Origin of the sequence: Hyalangium sp. (assembly GCF_045802625.1) — a bacterium.
Classification (GTDB): domain Bacteria; phylum Myxococcota; class Myxococcia; order Myxococcales; family Myxococcaceae; genus Hyalangium.
The window spans coordinates 1-25,412 of the sequence record NZ_JBJMQP010000069.1; the positions used below are offsets into that span (position 1 = coordinate 1).

General features: G+C 69.4%; 16 protein-coding genes and 1 pseudogene. 8 read left to right on the forward strand and 9 right to left on the reverse strand.

The annotated features are described in order from the left end of the window. Both ACJ8AT_RS13680 and ACJ8AT_RS13685 read right to left on the reverse strand, forming a co-directional pair. Positions 1-503: pseudogene (locus ACJ8AT_RS13680) on the reverse strand (hypothetical protein); the annotation flags it as partial. Positions 504-650: 147 nt separating this feature from the next. Continuing rightward, entirely contained in the window at positions 651-2,393 is a 1,743-nt protein-coding gene (locus ACJ8AT_RS13685) for a DEAD/DEAH box helicase (protein ID WP_407738152.1), read from the reverse strand. A gap of 78 nt (positions 2,394-2,471) precedes the next feature. Here ACJ8AT_RS13685 and ACJ8AT_RS13690 point away from each other — a divergent pair, with 78 nt between their 5' ends. From ACJ8AT_RS13690 to ACJ8AT_RS13700, 3 genes are all read left to right on the forward strand, one after another. Beyond that, positions 2,472-3,185, forward strand: coding sequence for a hypothetical protein (locus ACJ8AT_RS13690; RefSeq protein ID WP_407738153.1), 714 nt, complete (start codon positions 2,472-2,474; stop codon positions 3,183-3,185). Positions 3,186-3,253: 68 nt separating this feature from the next. Further along, positions 3,254-3,949, forward strand: coding sequence for a histidine phosphatase family protein (locus ACJ8AT_RS13695; RefSeq protein ID WP_407738154.1), 696 nt, complete (start codon positions 3,254-3,256; stop codon positions 3,947-3,949). A gap of 20 nt (positions 3,950-3,969) precedes the next feature. Continuing rightward, positions 3,970-5,037 carry a phosphotransferase family protein gene (locus ACJ8AT_RS13700; RefSeq protein WP_407738155.1) on the forward strand — a complete coding sequence of 356 codons (1,068 nt, stop codon included), beginning with the start codon at positions 3,970-3,972 and terminating at the stop codon, positions 5,035-5,037. Between the two features lie 23 nt (positions 5,038-5,060). Here ACJ8AT_RS13700 and ACJ8AT_RS13705 read toward each other — a convergent pair whose 3' ends face one another. Next, positions 5,061-6,161, reverse strand: a complete 1,101-nt coding sequence (locus tag ACJ8AT_RS13705; RefSeq protein ID WP_407738156.1) for a hypothetical protein — start codon at positions 6,159-6,161, stop codon at positions 5,061-5,063. Between the two features lie 524 nt (positions 6,162-6,685). Between ACJ8AT_RS13705 and ACJ8AT_RS13710 the strand changes: the two genes are divergently transcribed. From ACJ8AT_RS13710 to ACJ8AT_RS13725, 4 genes are all read left to right on the forward strand, one after another. Next, positions 6,686-8,524 carry a hypothetical protein gene (locus tag ACJ8AT_RS13710; RefSeq protein WP_407738157.1) on the forward strand — a complete coding sequence of 613 codons (1,839 nt, stop codon included), beginning with the start codon at positions 6,686-6,688 and terminating at the stop codon, positions 8,522-8,524. Between the two features lie 17 nt (positions 8,525-8,541). Continuing rightward, positions 8,542-9,609: a hypothetical protein gene (locus tag ACJ8AT_RS13715; protein WP_407738158.1), complete on the forward strand. Its 1,068-nt coding sequence runs from the start codon at positions 8,542-8,544 to the stop codon at positions 9,607-9,609. Between the two features lie 123 nt (positions 9,610-9,732). Next, complete coding sequence (locus ACJ8AT_RS13720; RefSeq protein WP_407738159.1) at positions 9,733-10,887, forward strand: MalY/PatB family protein; 1,155 nt, start codon at positions 9,733-9,735, stop codon at positions 10,885-10,887. Positions 10,888-10,940: 53 nt separating this feature from the next. Then, a complete protein-coding gene (locus ACJ8AT_RS13725) occupies positions 10,941-12,356 on the forward strand; it encodes a B12-binding domain-containing radical SAM protein (protein ID WP_407738160.1) in 1,416 nt (471 codons plus the stop codon). Here ACJ8AT_RS13725 and ACJ8AT_RS13730 read toward each other — a convergent pair. From ACJ8AT_RS13730 to ACJ8AT_RS13740, 3 genes are all read right to left on the reverse strand, one after another. Beyond that, positions 12,333-16,652 (reverse strand): AAA family ATPase, encoded by a 4,320-nt coding sequence (locus ACJ8AT_RS13730; RefSeq protein ID WP_407738161.1) that lies wholly within the window; start codon positions 16,650-16,652, stop codon positions 12,333-12,335. The two genes, ACJ8AT_RS13725 and ACJ8AT_RS13730, sit on opposite strands and share 24 nt — an antisense overlap. A gap of 3 nt (positions 16,653-16,655) precedes the next feature. Beyond that, positions 16,656-17,057, reverse strand: coding sequence for a hypothetical protein (locus tag ACJ8AT_RS13735; RefSeq protein WP_407738162.1), 402 nt, complete (start codon positions 17,055-17,057; stop codon positions 16,656-16,658). A 115-nt stretch (positions 17,058-17,172) separates the two neighbouring features. Next, complete coding sequence (locus tag ACJ8AT_RS13740; RefSeq protein WP_407738163.1) at positions 17,173-17,700, reverse strand: molybdenum cofactor carrier protein; 528 nt, start codon at positions 17,698-17,700, stop codon at positions 17,173-17,175. A 291-nt stretch (positions 17,701-17,991) separates the two neighbouring features. Here ACJ8AT_RS13740 and ACJ8AT_RS13745 point away from each other — a divergent pair, with 291 nt between their 5' ends. Then, positions 17,992-18,336: a hypothetical protein gene (locus ACJ8AT_RS13745; RefSeq protein ID WP_407738164.1), complete on the forward strand. Its 345-nt coding sequence runs from the start codon at positions 17,992-17,994 to the stop codon at positions 18,334-18,336. A 36-nt stretch (positions 18,337-18,372) separates the two neighbouring features. Here the strand turns inward: ACJ8AT_RS13745 and ACJ8AT_RS13750 are convergent, their stop codons facing one another. Genes ACJ8AT_RS13750 through ACJ8AT_RS13760 form a run of 3 tightly spaced genes read right to left on the reverse strand, consistent with a single transcriptional unit; the run spans position 18,373 to position 25,101 of the window. Continuing rightward, positions 18,373-21,672: a protein kinase domain-containing protein gene (locus ACJ8AT_RS13750; RefSeq protein ID WP_407738165.1), complete on the reverse strand. Its 3,300-nt coding sequence runs from the start codon at positions 21,670-21,672 to the stop codon at positions 18,373-18,375. An 11-nt stretch (positions 21,673-21,683) separates the two neighbouring features. Continuing rightward, a complete protein-coding gene (locus ACJ8AT_RS13755; protein ID WP_407738166.1) occupies positions 21,684-22,547 on the reverse strand; it encodes a hypothetical protein in 864 nt (287 codons plus the stop codon). A 10-nt stretch (positions 22,548-22,557) separates the two neighbouring features. Further along, the gene (locus ACJ8AT_RS13760) at positions 22,558-25,101 is read right to left on the reverse strand and encodes a TonB-dependent receptor plug domain-containing protein (RefSeq protein WP_407738167.1); all 2,544 of its coding nucleotides are present in this window, start codon (positions 25,099-25,101) and stop codon (positions 22,558-22,560) included. Between the last annotated feature and the right edge of the window lie 311 nt (positions 25,102-25,412).

The following is a 25,412-nucleotide window of genomic DNA, read 5'->3' on the forward strand; positions in this document are numbered from 1 at the left end:
TCCAGCACGGGGCTCTTGCTCAAGGCCATGGCGAGCATGTACCGGCCTTGCATGTCCAGGTACTTGCCCCCCACGAGCGCGCCCCCCAGGCAATCGCCCTCGAAACCCTGGGCACTGCGACACCATGCCTTGTAACGGCTGACGAGCTGCTGTTCCCCCTCCGTCAACGCCCCTTCCAGGGGCACGCCCGACTCCAGCGGGACGAGCTTTCGCTCTCGCAGCAGGTAGAGGTAATCCCCATAGAGCGCGTCCAGTTGAAACAGTCGTTCCACTGTCTGCCGGGGTGAGCCCGTCAAGCGCACCTCGCGCGCCAGTCTTCGGATCGCCTCGGTGACTTGCTCCGGTGCCACCTCCACGGGCTCCGCCGTGGCGGCGCGGGAGATGTAGATCAGCGTTTCTCCCTCTGCTCCTGAGTCCACCCGGATCACTGGCTGAGCGGTGCTGCACCCCACCAACACGGCAAGGAACAGCGCTTCGGCCTTCCAGAGAATCCGCCAGAGCATGGGCACCCCTTGGTGTGAACAGGGGAGCAGGTTAGGAGGCCGCCACCCGGCAGAGGAGGACATGCCGGGTGGTGTTCGCTCCAGGAACCACGGGCTCCGCGGGCAGGTGGCTCCCCCGCGAAGAGCTGCCGCTCTCCGCCAGCGCCTTCAGCCCCGATCCCGGCGCACGGGGACCTTCTTGCCCCGGAGGGTCGCCTGACGCAGCGCCGTGATGATCCGCTCCGCGTCCGGCTCGGGCACCTCCACCAGCGAGAAGGCATCCGCGATCTGGATGGCTCCAATCTTCGAGGACTCCAGGCCCGCCTCGCCCGCGATGGCTCCCACCAGATCCGCCGGGCGCATGCCCGCGCTCCGGCCCGCTCCAATGTACAGCCGGGTGATGTCCCAGTCCGGCCGCTCCGCCCGGCGCCGGGGACTCCGATCCGCCCGCTCGGGGCGTCCACCGGCGGGAGGCTCCTTCCCCAAACGCCCCGTGGAGGGGGCTCGTCCGGGGGGCTCGGAGCGGGGCTTCTTCTCCGGCGGCGGCGCGACGGCGGGGATCTCCTCCTCTTCCCGAGCCTTGCCGTCGTCCCGAGACTCCTGAAGCAGCTTCACCGCCGCGGCGGCGACGTCCATCACATCGAACTCGGCGGCGAGCTCCTCCACCACGCCTCGGAAGGAATCGATCCCGCCGGCCACCAGCACCTCTCGCAGCGACGCTCGGGTGAGCTCCAGGTGCCGGGCGCGCAGATCCGCCACGGTGGGCACGGCGGCCACCTCGATGCGCTGCCCCGCGAGCTTCTCGAGGTTGCGCAGCAGCCGGTGCTCTCGCGGCTCCACGAGCGTAATCGCCACGCCCTCGCGCCCGGCCCGGCCCGTGCGCCCGATCCGGTGCACATAGGCCTCGGGCGCGTTGGGCACATCGTAGTTCACCACGTGCGACAGCCTCGGAATGTCGAGCCCGCGCGCCGCCACGTCCGTGGCCACCAGCAGATCCGCCGTGTGCGACTTGAGCTGCTTGATGACCCGATCTCGCTGCTCCTGGCTCATGCCTCCGTGGAGCGCCTGGGCCCGCCAGCCGCGGCCATTGAGGGACACGGTGAGCTCGTCCACCTCGGTGCGAGTGCGGCAGAAGACGATGGCCGCCGTGGGCGACTCCACGTCGAGCACCCGGCAGAGCGTGGCCACCTTGAAGCCCCGAGGGACGATGTACGCCGTCTGCCGGATCCGAGGCAGCTCGCCCGGCTCCACCTTCTCCTTGGCGATGCGCACGCGCACGGGGTTGCGCAGGTGGCGCTCGGCGATGCCGGCGATGCGCGGCGGGAGCGTGGCGGAGAAGAGCGCGGTCTGCCGCTTCTCGGGGGTGGCGGAGAGGATGGCCTCGAGATCCTCGGCGAAGCCCATGTCGAGCATCTCGTCGGCCTCGTCGAGCACCACCATCTGCACCTGCTCGAGCCGCAGCGTCTTGCGCTCCAGGTGATCCAGCGCGCGGCCCGGGGTGGCGACGACGACGTCCACGCCGCGCTTGAGCACCCGGAGCTGCTGGCCGATCACCTGCCCGCCGTAGAGCGGCAGCACGCTCACGCCGAGCTTCTGGCCGTAGCGGTGGATGGCCTCGGCCACCTGCATGGCGAGCTCGCGCGTGGGCACGAGCACGAGCGCGGAGGCGGTATGCGGCGCGCGGGCCCCGGGCGTGAGGTGTTGCAGGAGCGGCAGGGCGAAGGCGGCCGTCTTGCCCGTGCCCGTGGCGGCGATCCCGAGCAGATCCTTGCCCTCGAGCAGCGGCGGGAGGGCCGTGCGCTGAATGGGGGTGGGCTCCTCGTATCCAAGGTCCCGGAGGGCCTCGACGAGCTGGGGCTTGAGCCCCAACGAGTCGAAGCTGGCATCAAGAGGTGTAGAAGGTTCCTTCACGGCCGCCGCTTGTAACACCCTCCGGAGGAGCAGGTCGGAGGAAGACGCTTCCACCGTTCGGGGGTGTATGAATAGGCCATGACCGAGTCGACTCCGAGACCCTCCGGCTCCCCTCCTCCCGAGCTCGGGCGCATCGCGTTCCATGCCGTGGCCTCCGGGCTGACGCCGCTCATCCCCATCCCCTTCCTGGATGACTACGCGCTCCGGCAGGTGCGCGAGCGCATGGTCCGGGCCGTGCTCGCGGAGCATGGGCTGTCCACGGTCCCGCCCAAGGCGGTGGGGATCCTCGCCGGCTCGCACGTGACGGCCACGCTGGGGGGCCAGCTGCTCGGGCTCCTCAAGACGCTGGCGCTCTTCCCCTTCAAGAAGATCTTCCGCAGGACCTTCATCGTGCTGTGGGTGAAGGACTGTGTCGACATGGCCTCGTACTCCCTGCACCACGGCTACCTGCTCCAGCACGCCCTGGCCCGGGGCGATCTCAGCGCGAGCACCGTGGAGGGAGAGGCTCCGTTGAAGGTGCATGGCGCCATCGTCGCCGCGTGCAAGGAGCTGGACTCGCGCCCCATCAACCAGCTCCTGGGACGGCTCTTCGCGGGCAGCAAGCTGCTGATCGCCGAGGCCACCAAGGCCCTGCTGAATCCCCTGCTCGCCCAGCCTCGCGTGCCCGAGCAGGGCGAGGCCGCCGAGGTGGCCTCCCTGGCGGACCGGCTCGCCGCGGCCCTCTGGGAAGAGCGCGGCTACTTCACCACGCTTCAGGAGCGCTACGAGAAGCACTTCGCCCAGGGCCGCTGATCCCTGAAGAACGCCTTGGACGGGCGCGCTCCCGGGCGTTAGCTTCGAGCCCTTCCCCACTCCGAGCAATGACCCGCCTCTACCTCGTCCGCCACGGCCAGGCCTCCTTCGGCGCCAGCCACTATGATCGGCTCTCGCCTCTGGGCGAGCGCCAGTCGCTCCTGCTCGGACAGCACCTCCAGCGCACCGGCCTCCGAGCCGACGCCTGGATCAGCGGCACCCTGGACCGGCAGCGCTCCACGCTCGCGGCGATGCTCCAGGGCCTGGAGACACCGCTCTCCACCGACTCGCACGCCGGCTTCAACGAGTACGATCACGAGGCCATCTTCGGCGCCTACCTGCCCCGGGTGATGGCGGAGCTGGGGCTGTCGCCGGATGATCGGGTCGCCCTCTTCTCCGACACGCGCCAGTTTCAGACGGCCTTCGTGCGCGCGATGCAGCACTGGATCGAGGGCACCCCTCACGAGCGCCCGCCCTTCGAGACGTGGGAGGCCTTCCAGGGCCGCCTCCGCGAGAGCCTGGAGCACCTGGCCCGCTCCGGCCACGAGCGCATCGTCGTCGTCACCTCGGGGGGCCCCATCGCCTTCGCCGTCCAGGCCGCGCTGGGCCTCACCACCGAGAAGACCTTCGCCCTCAACTGGACCATCTACAACGCCTCCGTCACCGAGCTGCGCATGCGCAAGGGCTCGCTGATGCTGTCCGGCTTCAACGCCGTGGCCCACCTGGAACTCGCGGGCGATCCCAGCCTGCTCACCTACCGCTGAGCCCTCCCCGAGGAACGACCATGAGCACTCGCGACGAGACCTCTGCCCCCCGCTCCGGCGAAGAGCTGGATGCCGGCAAGCTGCTGGAGTGGCTGAAGCGCCAGAACCCCGTGTTCACCGGCCCGCTGCAGATCACCCAGTTCCCCGGCGGCGCCTCCAACCTCACCTACCTGCTGCGCCAGGGCGGCCAGGAGTGGGTGCTCCGCCGGCCGCCCTTCGGCACCAAGGCCAAGACGGCCCACGACATGGGGCGCGAGTTCCGCGTGCTCTCCGCCCTGCACCGCGTGTTCCCCTACTGCCCCAAGCCCACCGTCTCCTGCGAGGACGAGAGCGTCATGGGCTGCCCCTTCTACGTAATGGAGCGGCTGAACGGCATCATCCTCCGCAAGGATCTGCCGCCGGAGCTGACGCTGAGCCCCCAGGACGCGCGCACGCTCTGCGAGCACCTGGTGGAGGTGCAGGTGGCCCTGCACCACGTGGACGTGCAGGCGGCGGGGCTGGCGGACTTCGGCAAGCCCGAGGGCTACGTGCGCCGCCAGGTGGAGGGCTGGAACGAGCGCTTCCGCAAGGCGCGCACCGACGACGTGCCGGACGCCGAGGAGCTCATGAAGTGGCTCGCCGGGCACCTGCCTCCCGAGAGCGGGCGCGCCGCGCTCATCCACAATGACTACAAGTTCGACAACGTCGTGCTGGATCCGAAGGATCCGCTGAAGATCATCGGCGTGCTCGACTGGGAGATGGCCACGCTGGGCGATCCGCTCATGGACCTGGGGTGCTCGCTGGCGTACTGGATCCAGGCGGATGATCCCGAGGAGCTCCAGCTGGCGCGCATGCTCCCCACGAACGTGCCGGGCATGATGACCCGCCGGGAGCTGGTGGACGACTACGCGCGCAAGTCCGGCCTGCCCATCCACGACTTCCACTTCTATTACGTGTTCGGCCTGTTCCGCCTCGCGGTGATCGCCCAGCAGATCTACTACCGCTACGTGCAGGGGCAGACGGCCAACAAGCGCTTCGCCCAGTTCGGCCTCTTCGTGGGGCTGCTGTGCTTCCGCGCCGAGCAGGTCATCCAGAGCGGCACGCTCTGAAGCACGGCCCCACGCAGCCCCGGCTATTGCCCCTCGTCACGGTGCGCGCTGCTGGGCCCCTGCGAGGGTGCAGGCGCCGTCCCAGGCGCGGCGCTCTCCGCGATCCAGCGCGAGATCAGGGTGGTCGCCTCGTTGTCCACGATCACGGTGCCCAGGGGCGGCATCTGGAGCGCCACGTAGCGTGAGCTCATTCGCTGGAGCACCACGCTGCGCTCGGGGTGTCCGGGCTCGATGCGAAACACCGCATCCTGCGTCTGCCCCGAGGCCCTGGCCTTGACGGGGTGCAAGACCGCCGTGGCGATGGCGCGCTCGAGCGTGCCGGGCTCGTGGGTCAGCGCATGGCGCAGCGCGAACTCCAGGTTCTTCAGCTGGCTGTCATCACTGTGGCAGTGGCCGCAGTTGCCGTGCAGGTAGCCCAGCGCGGTGCGCTCGGTGGGGTTGGCCGCGGCGATGCGCGGCGGCGTGTCCAGCAGCGCCTTCGGCAGCCCCCGGAGCAGCTTGTTCTTCACCAGGTAGCTCAGCTCCACCCCCGGCGCGGGCATGGGCTCGCCATGCAGCGCGTTCGGATCCCGGTCCGGAGACAGCTGGAGCGCGCTGAAGCCCAGCACCTCCGCGCTCCGCCCCTGGTGGCAGGCCTTGCAATCATTGAGGCTGGGGATGGAGTGGGCCTGCCCCGCGCCCAGCGGGTACGCACGCGGCTGGCCCTTGTCCGAGACGAGCACCGCCTCGGTCTCGTCCGCGTTCCACGCGTACGTGGCATACAGCCACGTGCCGTCCCCCTGGCGCTCCAGGTAGCGCGTCTCGATGCGCCGGCCGCCGAAGGAGAACTCCTTCCAGAACTTCGTGCCCGCCGGGAAGACCCACGCATCGGGCTTGGAGCCGTCGATGAACGTGCCCGGTGGCAGCCGGAACCAGCGCCGCTTGGCGGCCGCGTCCGTCCAGAGCGGGTACTGCGGCGAGTACTGCAGGTTCTCCGGGGCCACCACGTGCTGGTGGAAGTCGGAGTACAGCCCCGTCTCGCTCAGCAGTTGGGGGGCCGCGTGCGTGCGCGACACCTTGCGCGCGCCGGCCGCTCCGGCCCAGAGCACCACGGCCACCGCCGCCACCCCAGCAAGCCATTTCATCCCAGGCCTCCGGACTTCCATACCCATCTCGATATGCTGGACCGTAATGCATCCCTGGGTGAGCGCCAAGCGAGCCTGGCCGCCTCCCAGCACCGCGAGCAGAAGGGGCCGGGCGCTCCCGGAAACGCTCTGCCAGGGAGGGCTCCACCACCCGCCAAAACCCACCGGCTGCAACCCCGCCCGCTGACCGAGCAGGGCGGGTGCCTGGACCCCTCCGTGGGGAATGCCGTAGCATGTCTACCTGCAGACAGAAGGAGCTTTGCCGTTGTCCTCCCCGGCCGGCGTCCGGTCGTGACGCACTGCCTCACTCCCACGCCCCAGGGTGCGCCCCCCCGAGAGTCAAGCCCCAGGATCCCTAATCCGTGGGCTGCGTTTTGTCCGTAACAGGTGCCTATGCTATGACCGCCAGCCTCCATTCCGCCCATAAGAACGACTCTGGTGCAGTGTCAATGACCCGATCCTCACTTCTGACCGGCGCACTCTGTGCGCTCTTGTTGCCCAGCCTCGCTTGCAATCTCCTGAATGTGTCCGATTCGGAGAACGCGAAAGGCCGCGGCGCTCAGGTGTTCGACCCGTATCAGGCCTCTGCCTCAGGTGCCATCCGCCTGTCGCTGCAGTGGTACAACGGCTGCGCCATGCTGCCCACGGGGCAGACGGTGCCCAAGAACTCCACGCCCATCCCCTACCCGAACACGTGCCCGGATCCGACGGAGGCCCCGCCGTTCCCCAACGTGCACCCGCCCGGCGAGCTGCGCCTGCTGGCCAACAACACCTACTTCTGGAACCAGTTCACGGTCACTGACACCGTGGTCAACAAGCACACCAACGGCCAGGACATGTCCGCGCCGTTGAACTGGATCAAGCGCGAGTCGCGCTTCAAGAACCTGGACTGGACCAACGTCGGCCAGAGCCTGGAGGACTGGCTGTTCTTCAACCAGATCCCCGGCACCTCCCAGGACCGGTGGAGCCGCGTCGTCTACTTCGACAACGCCAGCTGGCGCCAGGTCAAGGACGATTCCTTCAAGCTCGAGTTCCTCGACGCGGAGGGCACGGTGCGCGGCACGCCCGTGGAGTACAAGCGCTCTGAGTTCCTCGTCGAGTCGGCGCAGTCGGGCCACACCTCCTTCACCTGGCGCGTGGAGGGCGTGGGTCCCCCGAAGTTCCCCGGTGACACCGAGGTCCACCCGCTGCCGGAGATCCCGGGCTGGCCTCCGCAGTCGCCCACCTACCGCACCATCGCGCGCATGGATGTGGTCGGCAGCACCAACCCCTTCAAGACCTTCAAGACCCCGGATCTGCGCGGCCCGGGCGCCGTGCGCGTCACCTGGAGCCAGCTGCCGGACGAGCCGTTCTACTTCCCGGTCACCTACGTCACCAAGGACGACATCGCTCCCACCTGCTACGACGACAACGGCAACCAGACGGTCCAGTGCGGCTTCGGCATCAACCCGACCGCCAAGTTCATTCCCCCCGCCAACGGCCAGTACTACGTGCCGGGCGAGGTGGTGAACATCATGGTGGACGTGCGTGACGGGGATGGCAACCGGCTGCACCACCCGGACCAGCTCCCGAGCACCTCGGACTTCAACGCCAACAAGACCAACGGCCTGCTCTACGCGAGCCTGCCCACCATCGCCAACCTGACCGAGGTGGACCAGTTCCCCATGGTCAACGTGGCCGGCCCGCTGCAGAACATGAAGACGGCCAGCAACCCGAAGGAGCCCAAGCCCTACTGGACGCCCGCCTTCGCCTTCGCGATGATCAACGAGACGTCGACCACCCCGGCCTTGTTCGGCGACATGGAGCCGGCGTGGAACACGCGCTACGGGGTGCAGCTGCCCAAGAACGCGCAGCCCGGTACCTACGTGGCCCTGGTCAAGTTCAACCGCTACTGGCTGGGTGAGCGCGTGGCCAAGCTCAAGCCCTTCTTCTTCCAGGTGGGCACCACCGAGAAGACGCGCTACCCGGGCCGGGTGGGTAACTGCCAGATGTGCCACCGCGGCGTGCTCTCCCTGGACAACCTGCGCCATGGCCTCTCGGTGGACCACGTCGAGGCGTGCAAGACGTGCCACGCGACCGAGAACTCCAACGCCGGCTCGCTCATGGAGCACGTCCACCGGATCCACATGCGCTCGGCCAAGTACCCCATGCCGAAGAACGACTGCACCACCTGCCACCTGCAGAAGGAGAGCGCCACCCGCCCGAGCCTCTTCGCGTGCACCTCGTGCCACCCGTCGGCCCACGGCGAGCAGTACTTCGCCTCCAAGTTCGTCAACGGCACCGAGCCGAGCCAGTACGGCAACTGCGCCCAGAGCTGCCATGGCGACAAACCGCCCCAGCTCCACATCCTCCCCCAGAACTGACAAGGATGCTGCTCACCATGAATCGCTACATCCGTTCCGCGGCCCTCATTGGCACGTGCCTCCTTGGCGTGGGGTGCGAGCAGTCCACCGCTCCTGACGAGTCCACCTTCTTCCCCGAGGCGGAGTACATGCCCGCCGGCGCCATGACCCCCACCACGCGCGTCTCCGGCGTGGCGTGGGATCCCGAGGCGTTCTTCATGAGCATCGCGGCGTGCGGCCCCAACTGCACCATGCCGCCGTTCCTCAGCGAGGGCATCCCGCTCTACCAGCGCTCGGCGGTGGGGGGCGCCTCTGTCCTCGCGTTCGATCCAGTCGCTGGGCACCCCGTCGGCCCCCCGGCGACCTCGGCGCCAATCGGCTTCTGGCAGCTGCCCCAGGTGCCCAGCCGCGGAGACGCGCCGTTCTTCATCGTGTCGACGGGACAGGGCTCCATCCCCTCGACGCCCGTCCTCCCGAACCCGCCGTTCGCGCCCATTCCTCCCACGCAGTACATGCCCACCTTGACGATGCGCCCCATCCGCACCGTCTGGGGGCACTGCACCTCGCAGGAGGCCGTGAGCGTCGGCAGCAACGGCATCCTGGAGGCCGTCGCCAAGTACCTGTCGGTCGTCAAGGGCCAGCCCACCCAGGTGACGGACTTCCTGGATCCCACCAAGTTCCTCTCGGTGGTCGTCGTCGACGCCTTCCACGCGGGCAACTTCGATCTGAGGGCCCCGGCGGACTCCGTGGCCATCGAGGCCACGGCCGGGCAGGTCTACTACATTGACTGGGCGCCTCCGGGTGTTCCGCCGGCCAGCCTGCGCTCCACGCGTGGCTTCATCGTCAACGACACGGCCACGACGGCCTCCCTCGGCATCGCCGTCGTGTTGTTGCCGTCCAACGGGCCGCCCCCGCCGGTGATCGCCTACACGCTCAAGGACACGAAGACGGACAACGTGGCGAGGAGGCCGTGGGTCTTCCCGCCGGTCGCCGCGCCGCCCGCGCCGACCATCATCGGCTTCCTGGGGCTGCAGGCCCAGTACGCGCCGGGCCCCACTCCGATCTACGAGGACCCGCCGCCGCCGTTCTTCTGCCTGCCGGAGTAACCGGCTGACTGCCATCCGCTGAACCGAGGGGCGCCTTCACGGGCGCCCCTTTTTTATTTTCCCGCCTCCCGCCCTGCCCCGGTGCGCACGCCAGCGCCGGGCGGCTCGTGAGAAAGTGGGGCCATGGCCCCTGACTTCGACACGTTCATCGACCGGAGACCCAGCGACAGCATGAAGTGGCGCCAGTACGGGCCGGACGTGCTGCCCATGTGGGTGGCGGACATGGACTTCCAGGCTCCGGAGGTCGCCCTGCGCGCCATGCGCGAGCGGCTCGAGCACGGTGTCCTGGGCTACGCCTACGAGCCGCAGTCGGAGATCCTCGAAGCCATCACCGGCTATCTCTCCCGGCACCATGGCTGGAAGGTGGATCCCTCGGCCGTCGTGCTGCTGCCCGGCACCGTCCCCGGCTTCCACGTGGCCTGCCGGGCCGTCACCCAGCCAGCGGACAGCCTGCTGACGCTGGTCCCCGTCTATCCCCCCATCCTCCAGTGCGCGAAGAACCTCGGGCTCGGCCTGGACGAGGTGGTGCTGACGCCCGACGCGAGCGGCGCCTACGGGATCGACGGGGAGGCCCTCCAGGCGGCGATCCACTCGCGCACGCGCGTGCTGCTGCTGTCCAATCCCCACAACCCCGTGGGGCGCGTCTTCCGGCGCGAGGAGCTCACCCTGCTGGCGGAGGCGTGCCTGCGCCAGGGGCTGAGCATCGTCTCCGACGAGGTGCACTGCGATCTGGTGTTCCGCGGCCACCCGCACCTGCCAATCGCCCTGCTGAGCCCCGAGGTGGAGGCCCGCACCATCACCCTCATGTCGCCCAGCAAGAGCTTCAACCTGGCCGGGCTGAAGACGGCCTTCGCGGTGATCCCGAACGCCGCGCTCCGGGAGAAGTTCCTCGCGGCGCGCGAGGGCCTGTTGGCGGCGCCCAACCTGCTGGGCTGCGCGGCGATGAACGCCGTCTACCGCGAGGGAGATCCATGGCTCCGAGCGCTGCGGGAGTACCTGGAGGGCAACCGCGACTTGCTCGTGGACTTCGTCCGCACGGAGCTGCCCGGGGTGCGCGTCACGGCCCCCGAGGGCACCTACCTCGCCTGGCTGGACTGCCGCGAGGCGGGGATTGCCGGGCGCCCCTTCCCCTTCTTCCTCAAGCAGGCCCGCGTCGCGCTCAACCCCGGCGAGAGCTTTGGCCGGGGCGGCGAGGGCTTCGTGAGGCTCAACTTCGGCTGCCCGCGGGCCGTGCTGCGCGAGGGGCTGGAGCGGATGCGCCGGGCCCTCCATGAATGAACGACTCTAAAACTGTCCTTCGTTCAACGGTGTGGCAAGATTTCACCCCCATTATGCGCATTGCCATCATCGCCACGTACACCCATCCCACCCGGAAGCGCGTCAAAGAGCCGTCCATCATGCAGTCCTCCGTTCCGGAGCTCATCGCCGGGCTGTGTCCGCCCCACGCCGAGATCGAGCTCTTCAACGAGAAGGAGACGGACATCCCCTTGGACCGGCATTGGGATCTCGTCTTCTTCAGCTACCTGCACTCGTACTACGAGCACACGAAGGTGCTCTCCACGCTGTTCCGCCAGCGGGGCATGAAGACGGTGGCGGGCGGGCGGCACGCGGGCCACTTCGCCGAGGACGTGGAGCAGTACTTCGACGCCGTGGTCACCGGAGAGCCCGAGGCCAACGTGCCCGCGCTCATCCAGGACTTCGAGAAGGGCCAGCTCCAGAAGCGCTACAGCCGGCCCTCGCTGGGGGCGGCCGCCATCCAGCCGTACCGGTACGATCTCATCGACTACAAGAGCAACCGGTGGCGGATGCCTCAGATCGAGGCCTCGCGCGGGTGCCCCTTCACCTGCAACTTCTGCGTGCTCACCGGGCACGAGAAGTACCGCTTCCGGCCCGTGGCCCAGGTCATCGAGGAGATCCAGACGAAGATGACGTGGAACCGGAACTTCTTCGGCGTGGTGGACAACGTCTTCGGGTTCCTGGACAACAACCTGGGCGGCTCGCCCAAGTACCTGCGCGAGCTGTGCGAGGCGCTCATCCCCCTGAAGAAGATCTGGGGCTGCGCGCTCACCTTCAACATCCTCAAGGACGAGGCGCTGGTGAAGCTGATGGCGCAGGCCGGGTGCCGCTACATCTACACCGGCCTGGAGTCGCTCAACCCGGACTCCATCAAGTCCATGAACAAGGGCCAGAACAAGCTGTCCGAGATCGACGCGGTGATCCGCCGGGCCTTCTCGCACGGCATCGTCCTGTCGTTCGGGCTGATCGTCGGCTCGGACGGAGACACCAACGAGTACCTGGAGAAGATCCCCCAGTACCTGGCGGACCTGCACTACTTCTCCATCACGTTCCTGGGCATCGTCTGCCCGTACCCGGAGACGCCCTTCTTCCGCGAGCTGCAAGCCGAGGGGCGCCTGCTGCCGGGCACCCTCAGCCGGGACTATGACGGCTATACCCTGTGCCACCGGCCGAAGAACCTGCACCCCTCGGAGGTGGTGGAGCACTTCCAGCGGCTGTGCTCCACGCTGGGCACGCTGCCCAACATCGTCCGGCACTACGGCTCCAAGCTGATGATGAGCGACATGCCCCGCTACAAGGGCGCCCTGCTCGTCTCCGGGCCGGAGATCCTCAGCATCCGCAACCCGGTGAAGAACAAGGCCCGCCGCTACATCGCCGGCCAGGACGCGCTCGAGGAGTGGGACGCGCAGCAGCTGGAGAAGCTGGGGCTACAGCCGCAGCGACTGAGCTGAGGTGGCCGTGGCCGAGGGCAGAGCCGCGGGCTGCTTCAGCAACGGAGCGCCCTCGGCCTCCAGCCGCTGCACGCGCCGCAGCTCGCCCTTGGCGCCGATGGCGGTGAAGATCTCCCGGGCGCGCGCCAGCAGCGGCGCCCGCCGGTGCGGCAGGGCCACGGCCGCGTCGAAGCACGCCACGCCCAGCTCCCACCGGTTGGGCCCCTTCTCGAGGATCTCGATGGCCTGGAGGAACAGGGGCTCGGCGGCGGGGATGCCCTTGCGCAGCCGCAGGGAGCGGGCCGTCACCCGGAGCGCCGGGCCCTTCATGTACGGGTAGATGCGGGACAAGGCCCGCGCCTTGAAGGAGCCCAGCCGGACGATCCGCAGCAGCTTCGAGCGGGGCACCGAGGTGGCCCCCTGCTCCAGCGCGAAGAGCGCCGCCTCGGCCGCGTCCACCAGGCCAATCTGGAGGAAGGGCACCAGCACCTGGTACTTCCACACCGTGTCGAAGGCCTGGACGGCCAGCTTCGCGGCATCCTCGGCCCAGTGCTCGCGCACGGCGACGTTGGCCAGGTGGTTGAGCGCGGCGCACTGGTTGGCCAGATCATCCACGTCGATGCTGATGTTCAGGCCCTTCTTCAGCTCTCCGCAGAGCTGCGCCACGTCCCCCTCCCCGCGGAGGTAGCGGCACATGGGCACCCAGGCGTGGGCCCACCCCTGGTGCATCATCGCGTTGAGCTCCAGGCCCAGCTCGCCCATCTGCTGGTAGTACCGCTCGGCCGTCTCGAAGCGGGAGGCGAGGAAGTGGCTGGTGGCCACCACCATCATGGAGGTCTGCACCTCCCACCGCTCGCCCACCTGGCGGAGGATGGCCACGGCCTCCTCGCCCAGCTTGCCGGCGTGATCCAGCTCGTTCTTGAACATGGCGTTGAAGCCCAGCCGCTGCAGCGCGACGCCCTCGGCCACCGAGTCGCGCGAGCGCCGGCCGAAGTCCAGCGCCCGCTCGAGGTAGCGCGTCGAGCGCTTCAGCAGCCCCGCGCCGAAGAGCACGGTGCCGTAGTACGAGCTGGCCTGGCTCAGGCCGTACTCCGTCCGGGAGCGCTCCGCCATGTTGATGGCCACCAGCGTGGCCCAGATGAGCTTGGAGAGATCCACGAAGTAGTAGATCCGCCCCAGGGAGATCAGCGTGTTGAGCTGCTTGATGAAGAGCGCCAGCCGGTGGGCGGGCACGGGCCGGAGGATCCCCGGGAAGACGATGCTCAGCAGGTGGACGCCGAAGTTGAGCGCCGTGCGCAGCACCAGCCCCGCCCGGGTCCTCGGCGGCGCGCGCCCCATGAGCTTCATCGCCAGCTCCAGCTCCTGGATGGCGCGGCCGGACTCGCCCTTCTCCTGGAAGGCGCGGCCCAGGCCCACGTGGATCTCCGCGCGCAGATCCGCCGCGTCCTCATCGGCCAGGCGCTGCTCGAACATCGAGATGGCGTCCTGGTACTGGCCGGCCTGCAGCAGCGTCTGCGCCAGCTCGAGCATGACCTGGCGCGTGTCCTCGAGCACCACCACCCGATCCAGCGTCTCCGAGGTGGAGAGCACCTCCAGGGCCTTGTTGTAGTGGTGGATGGCCTCTTCGTTGGCGTACTGCCGCTTGGCGGCCCGCGCGGCCATCAGCGTGTACTCCAGCCCCTTGGCCTCGTCGTTCCCCGCCAGGTAGTGGTAGGCGAGGATGCCGGCCGGCTTGACGGGGGTGTCCTCGGCCTTCTTCTCCAGGAAGCGCGCCAGGCGCCGGTGGAGATCCTCTCGCCCGGACACCAGCAGCGTGTTGTACGCCACGTCCCGGATGACGATGTGCTTGAAGAGGCAGGTGAAGGGCTCCTCCATCTCCAGGAGGATCATCCCCAAGCCCGTGAGCGCGGACATGGCCCGCTTGGCCTCGTCCAGCTCGATGCCCTCCGGCAGCAGGGCGTGCACGGCGTCCAGCGAGAAGATGCGGCCGACGACGGAGGCCACCTTGACGATCAGCTTCTCCAGCTCCGGCAGCAGATCAATGCGGTTGAGCACCACGTCCTGAATGGAGTCTGGGATGCGGATGCTCTGGAGGCTGCGGCGCAGCACCCGGCCGCCGCCCTCCAGGTCCTCCAGGTGGCGCTCCTCCACCAGCCCCTCCACCAGGGCCTCGATGAAGAACGGGTTGCCCTGGACCTTGGCCAGCAACATCTCCTCCAGGGCCGTGTTGGGCGGAGACAGCTTCAGGTGCAGCCGCAGCAGCTCGCGTGCGTCGTCCTCGTTGAGCTGGGCCAGCTCCACCATGCGCAAGGTGTCCAGCTCGTGCAGCGAGCGCAGCGCCTCGCCCGGCCGCATCGTCACCAGCAGCGTCATCCGCAGCGGGGAGATCCGCGTGGCCACGTACTCGATCAGATCCAGGGAGATCCGGTCCGCCCAGTGCAGATCCTCGAAGAAGAGGAGCAGCGGCATGGCCTCGGACAGCTTCACCAGGATCTGGTGGATGATGTGGAAGACCTGCAGGTTCTTCTGGCGCGCATCCAGCGCCGCGGTGAGCTCGGACTCCACCACGGACAGGCCCATGATGGCCGCCACCACCGGCACCCACTCGAGCCCCACCCCCTCCAGCCCCTGGAAGAGGCGGCGGATGCGCTCCAGCCGCTCCTCCGGGCCGTGCGACTCGTGGAACTGGAAGGCCTGGACGAGCACCTCCTTCCACGGGAAGAACGGGGTGAACGTCTCGTAGGAGTAGCAGATGCCGTACAGCGTCAGCGCGCCGTGGGCCTCGGCCAGCTCCACCAGCCGGCTGGACAGGCGCGACTTGCCGATGCCCGCCTCGCCCGAGATGACGCAGATGCGCCCGGCCCCCGCGACGGACTCCTCCACCGCCCGGCGCAGCGTGTCCAGCTCCGCCCGGCGGCCGACGATCTCTCCCTGGCCCTTGATCAGCAGGCTGCGCACCTGCCGCGACTCGGTCTGCACGCGGTAGACGGGGACCGCGCGTGAGATGCCCTTGAGCTGCTCGTTGCCCACCAGCACGGTGGAGAACTCGTGGTGCACCTTGCGCTGGGTGGTCGCGTCCACCTGGACGGCGGACTTGCCCGCATGCGCCATGAGCCGGGCGGCCAGGTTCACCGCCTCGCCCAGCGCCCAGTAGCCCTTGCGCGAGGGGGCCCCCATCTCCCCCCAGTACGCGGGGCCGGTGGCGATGCCGATGCGCAGATCCTCGATGGAGGGGAACATCGCCTGGCCCTGCAGCAGCTTCTTGGCGAAGTGGCAGGCCAGCACCTCCTTGTTCTGCTGCGCGGTGGGCGCGCCGAAGACGAGGTAGAGGACGTTGCCCTTGTCCGTGAAGTCCGGCATCAGCAGCACGCCCCGGTGCGCGGTGCTCTCGCGCTGGGCGAACGTGAAGAAGGCGTTCATCTCCCGCACGAACGCCTCGGCGTCCACGTGGGGGCTCCGGGTGCCCACGCGCACGAAGACGCAGGTGAGATCGCGGAAGTCTCCGGTGAAGCCCTGGTGCGTGGTGATGACCTTGCGCAGCAGCTCCGGGTGCAGCAGCTGCGAGCACTGGCCCAGCGCCCGCGCGCCGCCCACCGGCAGCGGCCGCGTGGGCAGCGTGGCGAGGTTCGCCGGCGGCACGAAGTGCAGGAACCCGTCGCGCAGCTCCCCCGCCGAGCCCCGCGGCAGCAGCGCGCTGGCCTCGCGGCTGAGGACCACCTCTCCGCCGCCGGACTTCTTCTCCGCCGCCACCGCCTGCTCCAGCGGCTGGCCGATCAACCCCGACTGCAACCACTGGTCCGGCTCACCGAGGATGATCCGGTAGCAGCCGCCCACGCCCACGCCGATGCGCGAGGACAGGGTGAAGCGCTGTCCCAGCAGCTCCACGCTGGCGTAGCGGGCCAGCCGCTTCTGCACCTGCGTGCCGCAGATGGCCGCGCGCCGCACCACGTCCGCGTCGCTCTCTCCGCGGTCCGGCTCGAAGAGGGCCAGCACCGAGTCCCCGGCGAACTGGTAGATGTCACCGCCGTAGTCCCGGATGCCCTCCACCATCTCCGTGAAGTAGCTGGACAGCAGGCGCTGGAGCGCGTCAATGCCCCGAGGCCCGGCGCCGCTCAGCGAGACGACGATGGGCGTGAAGCCCGCGATGTCCAGCAACAGGCTGGCCCCGTGCGCCGACTCCACCGGAGGCAGGGGCACCTCGCCCAGCTGCGCCAGCCTGCGCACGATGGCCGCGGGGACGTAGGGGGCCAGCGACGCCAGCGTCATCCGCTCGTTCACGCCTCCCCCCTCGGGAGCTGTGCGGCTGTCAGCGGCCATGGCTCAGGCCAGCACCGAGAAGCGGATCCACATCGACAGGCCGCAGACCAGCGCCCAGACGGCAATCTCCAAGGTCTCCGAGAGCGGCTGGATCTTCCGCACCGCGCCATAGAGGTGAATGAGGACCATCAGCCCGCAGGTGAGCGTCACCAGATCGAACAGGCGGTAGTAGCCCTTCGGATCCGGGATGGCGTGCGCGATCGCGATCAGCATGGCCAGCGCCACTCCGCCCAGGCAGCGCCCGAAGTAGACGGTGAGATCCGTGCCCCCCTCCGGCAGCTTCCACCGGAACCAGCGCGCCCACGTCAGCGGCACGAACAGCAGCGGCAGGGCGACGACCACCATGAAGAAGAAGGTGGCCACCACGAGGAACCAACTGGCCAGCGGATAGTCAGGGCTGATCATGGAGGGGGCGGCGTCTGGGCTGCCGTGCTAGAGGAGGCACAAGGTGGCGGAACTCTTTGCCACCCAGCATAGCAGAGCCCTCGCGCGGCCAACCCCGCAGGTTTGCGAGACCCAGCTAGTGCACCGTCTCCAGCAGCCAGTCGCAGACCCGCTCCAGCGAGTCCGTGCGCTCCAAGGGCTCCGGAAAACGCCGGAACTCCCGCTCTGGCCCGAAGAGCACGGCGGGCTTGCGGTAGCGCACGGCCAGCGCCGCCTCGGAGGCCGTCCCCGCCCCTCCCGGCAGCACCACGAGCGCCTGGGCCGTGAGGACGTTGAGGTGGTTGCGGCTCATTGCTTCCTCACCCTGCGAGCCCCTCAGCGGCAGGTGGGTGAACACGGGCAGCTCCACGCTCGGGTTCGGGTAGCCGGCCCGGGCCCGGTACACCCCGTCCACCAGCTCGCCCGGGACGATGCCAATGGACAGGCCCTTGCGCCCGGGCACCGCGACGAACGCCTCCGCCGCCACACGCATGACGCCCTCGCCGGCGCCCGTGAGCAGATCGTACCCGTGCTCGGCGATCCACCGCGCCAGGGGTACCACCCACTCGCGGTACTCGTCCCTGCCGGAACCCAGCACCCCGATGACCTTTCTGCGCTGCACCATGACCCTTCCCATGTAGGGAGGCGGAGCCTCGAAATCCAGACTTTCGATGCAATCTCGGTGCTCAGCACAGCCACCGGCTTCCAATGCGTCGAGCAGGCGAGCAAGCCTCTTCGCCCGGCACTGAACCTTCCGCGATGCTCTTCTCTGTAAAACATGCCCGCTGCGCGACACGTTCCCTGGACTCGGGTCGCACGGGCCACGCGGCAGGGCTCCCACCCTCGCGGCGTGGCCCCGGAGCCTCATGTCGGATCCGGATCCTACCGTGGCTCCAGGTAGCCGGGAGGATCAGGGATGTTCGATGTATGCGCGGGGTGCGAGCGGCGCGGCCAGGTGTATGAGATCTTCGACTGGTGCGCCCACTGCGAGCGCTCCCTCTGTCCGGGCTGCCTGCGGGAAGGGTGCTGCCAGAGCATCCCCGCGCGCTCCGGCCAGCGGGCCTTCAAGCAGCGCCCGGGGCGCCCGGGCTGGCGGGCCCGGTGGCTCAACGTGCTGAGCTCGCCGGACCGAGCGGAGCCGCCCCTGCCAGCGCACTTCGGCGGGCGCTGCTGTGCCCGGGCCAGGGCCGTGCAGTGCTCGTGCGCGTTCCACTGGATCTGCCCCAGCCACGGGGACCGGCACGTCGGCTCTCACGACTGAGGCGCGGCCGCGCCCCGGGCCTCCCCGCGCCCGGGCCTACTTCCTCGGCCGCGGATCGATGTCGATCTCCTGCCCCGGCACGGCCATCACCGAGGTGGCGAACACCCCGCTCGGGCAGGTGACGATGACGTCCAGCTCCTTGCCCGCCTCGATGGGCGCCTTGAGCGGAGTGGCGCTCTGCAGCATGTCGTTGCCGACCTTGGCGTGGCAGGGAGCGGGATCGCCGCCAATGTTCAGCGTGCCCGCGCCCGGCTGCGACAGCGCCTCGGGGATGGTCCGCACGTCAATGCGATCCCGGCGCTCCGTCCTCCCGAAGCGGTGCAGCTTGCCATCCACGGCGGTGGACACGAGCAGCGCCCCTGGCTTCTCGAGGCGCGGGGAACCATCCACGCGGATGCCGCTGATGTAGAGCCGCTCACCGGGCGCGAGGTTGACCACCTCGATGCCACCGCCACTGGCCAGGGAGCGCCAGGCGGCGAACCCCAGGATGGCCAGGGCCACGAGGGCCGAGAGGGTGATGACGAGCCCCTTGCGCGACGAGGCCTGCTCGGGCGTGACGGCCGGAGCCGGAGCGGGCGCCGGGGGCACGGGGACGGGAGCGGGCGCCACCGCCGGCATGGCAACCCGGGACTGCGCGGGGGCCGGAGCGGGCGCGGAGCGAGGAGCCGTCGCCACCGAGGCCATCTGCGTGCTGGGGCGCTGCACGGGGGCGGTGGCCACCGCGGCGGCCTGAGCCGAGGCCGCAGCGGCCCGCTGAGAAGTCGTCGGTCCCTGCGCCACGGCGGCCATGGGCGCGGAGGCCACCCCGGACGGAGCGGGCGCGGCCGAGCCCGTGGTGGGCATCTGCTGGATCCTCGAGCGCGTGGAGCCGCTGGCGGAAGCCTGGGCCGCCGGGGCCGCCCCCGAGAGCGCGGGGCGCTGCCCTGTCTGCCCCGTCCGGGCTTGCTGGCCGGCGGCCTGCCTCATGGGGGCCTCCGCCTCCATGCTGGCAGCCTCGACCACGGGAGCCTGAGCCGGCTGCGCGGCCGGGATGGGCCGGGGAGCGCTGCCCGTGCGGGGCGGAGCGACGGGGTTGGGACGAGGGCCGGAGCCGACGCCGGGGCGCGAGCCTGTCAGGTTGGGACGGGAGCCCGAGCCGGTGCCGGAGTTGGAGGCAGACCCCGCCAGCCGCGCCGAGGAGCGCGTGTCGGAGGGAGCCAGCTCGCCGGTGTTCCCGGTGGAGATGCGCGGGTGCGAGCCGGAGCCGGACGAGGTTCCGGCCGAGGCGGGCGCGTACTCCACCAGCCTGTCCGACAGCGTGTCCTTGAAGAACTGGGCCACCGCGGCCGGCGAGGAGTTGAGCCGGTGGTGCGCCATCACCGCTTCGATCTCCTCGCGCATGGCCGCCGCCGAGGGCGTGCGCCGCGACGGATCCTTCACCAGCGCGCGGAGGATCAGATCCGACACGTCCTGGGGAATGCTCGGCTTGAGCTGCGAGGGGACGGGCGCCGGCTCACGGACGATCGCGTTGAGCGTGGCCGCGTCATGATCGCGGCGGAACGGCAGCTGGCCGGTGAGCAGCTCGAAGAGCACCACGCCCAGGGCGAACACGTCGTTGCGCGCGTCCAGCGGACGGCCCGCGGCGGCCTCCGGGGAGATGTACGAGATCTTCCCCTTGAGCACGCCCGCCTGGGTGTGATCCTCGCCCTGCACCTTGGCGATACCGAAGTCGCTCAGCTTGATGGCGCCGTCGAGCGACACGAGGATGTTGTGGGGGCTGACGTCGCGGTGCACCACCGGGTGCGCGTTGCCGGCCGGATCCACGTAGCTGTGAGCGTAGTGCAGGCCCGCCGCCGTCTCGGCGACGATCTTCAGCGCGTGCTCCATGGGCAGCGCCAGGCCCTTGCGGCGCAGCTCGTTCATGAGCCGCTTCAAGTCCGGGCCGCGCACGTACTCCATCAGGATGTACGCCACGCCCTCGGTGACACCCACGTCGAAGGTCTGCACCACGTTGGGGTGCGTCAGGCGCGCGTTCGCCCGGGCCTCGGCGAAGAGCATGTCCACGAACTCGGGATTCTCCGCGAACTGCGCGAGAATCTTCTTCATCACCAGGAACTTCTCGAAGCCCTTCACGCCCACCTGCTTGGCGAGGAAGACTTCGGCCATGCCGCCCTGGCCCAGCCGGCGGATGATCTGCAGCTTGCCGCCGCCGTGCGAGCCGCTGATGTCCGTGTTGCCCGGGTTGGCCTGGGGCTCGGCGTTGGCGGCGAAGAGGAACTGCGTGGTGGCCTTGGCCTCCAGCGCCTCCACGTCCTCCAGCAGGCGATCCGTCAGCGGCACGCGCGCCAGGAACTGCGGCAGGTTGGGGATGGAGGCCAGCCGCGAGGCGCCGCCGCACACGGAGCAGGGGCGCTCCTGGCCCTCGTTCTGGCGCAGCATCTGGAGGAAGGTGGCCGCGTGCTGGCGCTGGTGGTGCAGCTGGCCGCAGTTCTGGCACTCGTACGGCAGCCACAGCGAGTGGATCTTCGCCGGCAGCGGCTTGCCGGACTTGGCCAGCGGCGAGAGCACCGAGGGCGGCACGCGGCAGAGCACCACCTGCGAGCCCTTGCTGGCCGTCTCCAGCACCTGCTCCAGCTTCAGCACGCCCTCCAGCTCCACCTTGGCCACGTGCGAGAAGTCGAACGCCACGCGCCCTTCCAGCCCCGAGGCCAGCCGGCGCACGTTCAAGTCACCCCGGATCACGCTGGCCAGGGTGACGTAGGTAATATCGTCCTGCACCACCTTCAGGTGCGTGGGCAGATCCAGCGGCTCGGCGGCCACATAGAGCCGCAGGTAGCGCATCACCACCGGATCCACGGTGCCCAGGTTCTGCCGGCGCATGTAACCGAAGAACTCGCCGGGCAGATCCGCGAACTCCAGCGGGTTGGAGCACACCGGGCAGTTGTGCTCGGGGGCGCGGTTCTCGGAGATGATCTGCGCCTCGTCCATCAGGTTCACGGCGCGCAGCCGGTCCTCGCTGCACGTCTTGCACGTGTACGGCGCCAACACCGTGAGCACGCGCGAGACGCCCGCAAAGCCCTCCACCATGTTCAGCTGGTCCACCACCACCGGCGGTGCGTAGACCACGTACATGCTGATGGCGCCCGGCGGCAGCCTGGAGACGAACTCGATCCACTTGCGCACGCCGAACGAGCTGATGCGATCGATCGCGCCGAGATCGACGATGACAATCCCGTTGAGATCGGGGCTGGCGGACGTGAGCGGGAACGTCTCGTCGATGACGCCGGAGATCCGCACGTGGGTGATGTTGCCCACGCGGAAGCGGTTGATGACTGCGTTGGAACCCTGGTTCTCCACCGGCCCTACCCTCATTCCGTACAGAAGAGCAGCGACTTGGGGAGCGCCGCTCGGCGGCGCGCATCCCCCAGATCCACCGCGCAAAGGACCCGCGACTCACGCCCTCGCACCACACGCACAGCAATGGCATCGCTGTGCTCGATCATCCGCCTCAGCCCCAGCCCCGCCCCACCGCCCGAAGAATTGACCTGCACGCGCCCCCCGTAAGACTCCAGCGCCCGGGCAAACGGCCCCGTCGTCAACCGGCCGAACCGATCCACCGCCTCCAGGTACATCCTCGCGCCGTCCACCGCGAGCGCCAGCTCGCAGGCGTCCTCCGCCTCCACCTCCTGCACCTCCGTCCGCCGGTGTGCGTACTTCGGTTGGCCCGTCGAGTCCACCGGAGCGTCAAGCAAGGCATTGGCCGCCAGCTCGTGCAGCACGTCCGCCGCCAGCTGGGCCGCCGTCTTGGAACCCCCGGACTCCTGCACCACCAGCGAGGCCGCCTCCGCCGCGTACTGCATGTCCTTGAGCCGCCGGATGCGCTGCCGGGCCACGGACAGCCCGGCGGGCATCAGCGTGCCGCCTCGCAGCACCGCCCCCAGCAGGTGCGCCTCCCACTCGGTGGGGCCACTGTCCGGCGCACGGGTGGCGAGCAGGAGCGTGGGCGGATCGCGGGTGAGCAGCTCCGCGTGCGCCGGCGTGAGCCGGCCGTCAAAGAGGACCAGCCGGCGGGTAGGGCCTCGCGGGCTGCCCGCCTCGTCGGTGCTCGAGTACAGGGAGACCCCACCGCGTGCCAGCGTGGGGGCTACCTGCTCGAGCACCGTCGGTGCGAGCGAAGGATCTGCGATCAGCAGGAGGCCACGGGTGGCCTCCAGGTGGGGGGCGGTTCGCACAGCGGCCTTGCTAGTAGTGAAGCTTGACTTCCGTGTAGAGCCCCCGAGGCGGCGCCGGGAAGCCGTGAGACTCCTCGTACTTCGAGTCGAAGAGGTTGGTGCCCAGCAGCGACACGGACATCTCATCCGACACGTTCACGCCGATGCGGGCGCTGGCGGTGACATAGCCCGGCAGGCTCACGCGCTGCGTCTCGCCCGTGTCCTCCACGATGAAGCCCGGATCGAAGCGGTTGCCCACATACAGGCCATACACCTCGACGAAGCCCAGCTTGCCCATGTTGGTGCGGGCGCGCGCGTACACGCGGTGGTGCGGGGCGTAGTCCAGCTGGGTGGAGGGGCTGCCGTCATACGGCAGGTTCGTCGCGTCCAGGTACTGGTAGGCCACGTCGAAGGAGGAGTTGGCGGCGGGGATCTGCGCGGAGGCCTCGAGCTCGGCGCCCAGCACCCGCGCGTTGCCGATGTTGCGGAACTGCGAGGTGGAGCCGAACAGCAGCGTCTGGTTGATGAAGTTCTGGGCGCGGTTGTAGAAGCCCGTGGCCGTCAGGCGCACCCGGCGCTGGAAGGGCCAGAAGTCCACCGCCAGCTCGTAGGTGTCCAGCGTCTCGGCGCGCAGGTCCGAGCTGCCCAGCAGCGTCGCCGCGTACATCTGCTGGTTGATGGCCAGCTCCGCCAGCGTGGGCGCGCGGAAGGCGCGGCCGTAGTTGGTGCGCAGCGTGAGATCATCCATCGCGTGGAACACGATGCTGGCGCGCGGAGAGATTTGATCCGTGCGGTGGGCCCAGATCTTGTCGGGGATCTGGTAGCGATCGTAGCGGGCGCCGGCGCCCAGCACCAGCCGCTGCGTCGGCCGGTACTCGGCGTCCACGAAGCCGCCGATGATGGTCTCCTTCGTGTCATCCGAGGTCAGCCCCGTGAGCACGTTCTGGTTGTTGACCAGGTCGTCCTTGGCGTCGCCGCCGAAGGTGAGGTTGAGCTTGCCCAGGGACGCCAGGGCGCGCACCTCACCGCCGTAGCGGCGGCGCTTGCCGAGCGAGGGCTGCAGATCGGTGGTGATCAGGTTCTTCAGGCTCACCACGCGGCGCTTGAAGAGCGTGTAGCCCTGAGCGAACACGCGCACGTTGTCCGTCACCTGCTGATCGAACTGGGCCGAGGCGTTGAGGTTCTGCACGTGCTCGTTGTCGTCCGGCGTGTAGTGGCAGCGGCCGCAGTTGCCCACGGTGGAGATCTGCTGCCCGCCCGGGCGGCCCAGGTTGGAGTCGGTGAAGTCCGCGTTGAGCGAGAAGTTCTTCACCTTCACCTTGCCGCTCACCTGATTCACCTTCGAGTCCTCGTTGGTGTCGGTGATCTGCTTGCGCGCGTCGGTGAAGAGCTGCGGGCCGTCCGAGAAGAAGCCGTAGTAGCTGGCCAGCGCCTCCACCGGGCCGCCGCGGCCGGCCACCGTGGTCTGCACGCGGTAGGTGTTGTTCTGGCCCGCCAGCAAGCGCCCATCGGCGCCCACGTTGTGGCCCTCCTGGATGAGGTCGCCCGGCTCACGCTCGATGAGGTTGATCACGCCGCTGAAGGCGTTGGAGCCGTACAGCGAGGATCCAGGGCCGCGGATGACTTCCACCTGCTTCAGGTTGGTCATCGGCGTGGTCTCATCCGCGTAGAACTGGCCCGTCCACGGATCCGTCAGCGGGCGGCCGTCCTTGAGCAGCAGCAGGCGGTTGGACAGGTAGTTGGAGCCGAGGCCGCGGGCGCTCACCGCCACCTTGCGCATGGCGCCGCGGCGGCACTCCAGGCCGGGGAAGTACTGAACGGCCTCGCAGAGGCTGAAGGCGCCGGTGCCCTCGAGCTCCGAGGCGGGGATCCACGCCACCGTGAGGGGCACGTCCTGGATCTTCTGGGCGCGCTTACCGGCGGTGGTCACCACCGCCTCGCTCAGCAGCTTGTTCACGCCCTCCTCGATGGAGTTCGCTCCACCGAGCGGATCCTCGGGGCCAATGCCCGCCATGCTGGAGGGCGGCGGCAGCGCGCCCGTGCCCGTCGGCCCGGAGAAGCGCGAAGAAGACGGGGTGTTGGAGGTATCGAGCGGGTTGCCCGCCAGACCGCCGGGAGCAGGCGTCGCGGGCGAGCTCGCCGCGGAGGAGCCCGCCGCGGAGGCAGGCGCCGTCACGGGAGCCGGGGCCGGAGCCGGCTCGGAGGGCGGCGGCAGAGGCAGCGTGGGCGACTCGGTGCTGCCGCTCGGCACGGGCGAGGAGGACGCATCCGGCGGCGGGGAGGCCGTGGGATCATCCGTGGACATCCCCTCCATCGGAGCCGGCGCGGGCGCGGGCGCCGGCGCGGGCGGCGCGGCCTGGGCGCCCTTGCCCTTCTTGGGGAGCTTGCCCTTGAGGGGCTTGCCGGACTTGGTCTTCGCATCGGCGGCGCCGACGGCCCTCGGCTTGGGCTGGGCCTGCGCCGTGCCAGCCGCGAGCCCGGCGGCGAGACAGAACGCCAGGGAGATCCGCAGGTACGCGCGAGCCCCGTGGGGCCCCGAGAGAACCAAAGCCGCAACACGCTGCGGCCAACTCATGACAGTCGAGTGCATCATTCTCACATCCGCTAGAGGAGCAGCCTTGTTCTTGAAGCCCCGGTCCACAGTCCGCGCGGAGGAGCCCCCTCCTGCCAAGGGTGGGGCGCAATCGCTCGAACTGTCAGATTCAAGTTACCCTACTGCATTGATATGAGCCAAGTGTAGGGCCAGAACCGCCCTGGAGCCGCATCCCCACCCACCCCATGGAGGGCGATGACGCGGCGCAAGGCGGCCCGAGCCTGACCCCTGGCTCCCCAACCCCTGGCCCATTTCCCCCCTGCCCTCCCCCACCTGACAGGTGCGGGAGTCCC

Bases quoted from the DNA above. Each gene is read 5' to 3' on its own strand.
- ACJ8AT_RS13690 (WP_407738153.1), top strand. From the start codon at position 2,472: ATGACCGAGTCGACTCCGAGACCCTCCGGCTCCCCTCCTCCCGAGCTC.
- ACJ8AT_RS13695 (WP_407738154.1), top strand. From the start codon at position 3,254: ATGACCCGCCTCTACCTCGTCCGCCACGGCCAGGCCTCCTTCGGCGCC.
- ACJ8AT_RS13700 (WP_407738155.1), top strand. From the start codon at position 3,970: ATGAGCACTCGCGACGAGACCTCTGCCCCCCGCTCCGGCGAAGAGCTG.
- ACJ8AT_RS13705 (WP_407738156.1), bottom strand. From the start codon at position 6,161: ATGAAATGGCTTGCTGGGGTGGCGGCGGTGGCCGTGGTGCTCTGGGCC.
- ACJ8AT_RS13715 (WP_407738158.1), top strand. From the start codon at position 8,542: ATGAATCGCTACATCCGTTCCGCGGCCCTCATTGGCACGTGCCTCCTT.
- ACJ8AT_RS13720 (WP_407738159.1), top strand. From the start codon at position 9,733: ATGGCCCCTGACTTCGACACGTTCATCGACCGGAGACCCAGCGACAGC.
- ACJ8AT_RS13725 (WP_407738160.1), top strand. From the start codon at position 10,941: ATGCGCATTGCCATCATCGCCACGTACACCCATCCCACCCGGAAGCGC.
- ACJ8AT_RS13730 (WP_407738161.1), bottom strand. From the start codon at position 16,652: ATGGCCGCTGACAGCCGCACAGCTCCCGAGGGGGGAGGCGTGAACGAG.
- ACJ8AT_RS13735 (WP_407738162.1), bottom strand. From the start codon at position 17,057: ATGATCAGCCCTGACTATCCGCTGGCCAGTTGGTTCCTCGTGGTGGCC.
- ACJ8AT_RS13740 (WP_407738163.1), bottom strand. From the start codon at position 17,700: ATGGTGCAGCGCAGAAAGGTCATCGGGGTGCTGGGTTCCGGCAGGGAC.
- ACJ8AT_RS13745 (WP_407738164.1), top strand. From the start codon at position 17,992: ATGTTCGATGTATGCGCGGGGTGCGAGCGGCGCGGCCAGGTGTATGAG.
- ACJ8AT_RS13760 (WP_407738167.1), bottom strand. From the start codon at position 25,101: ATGAGTTGGCCGCAGCGTGTTGCGGCTTTGGTTCTCTCGGGGCCCCAC.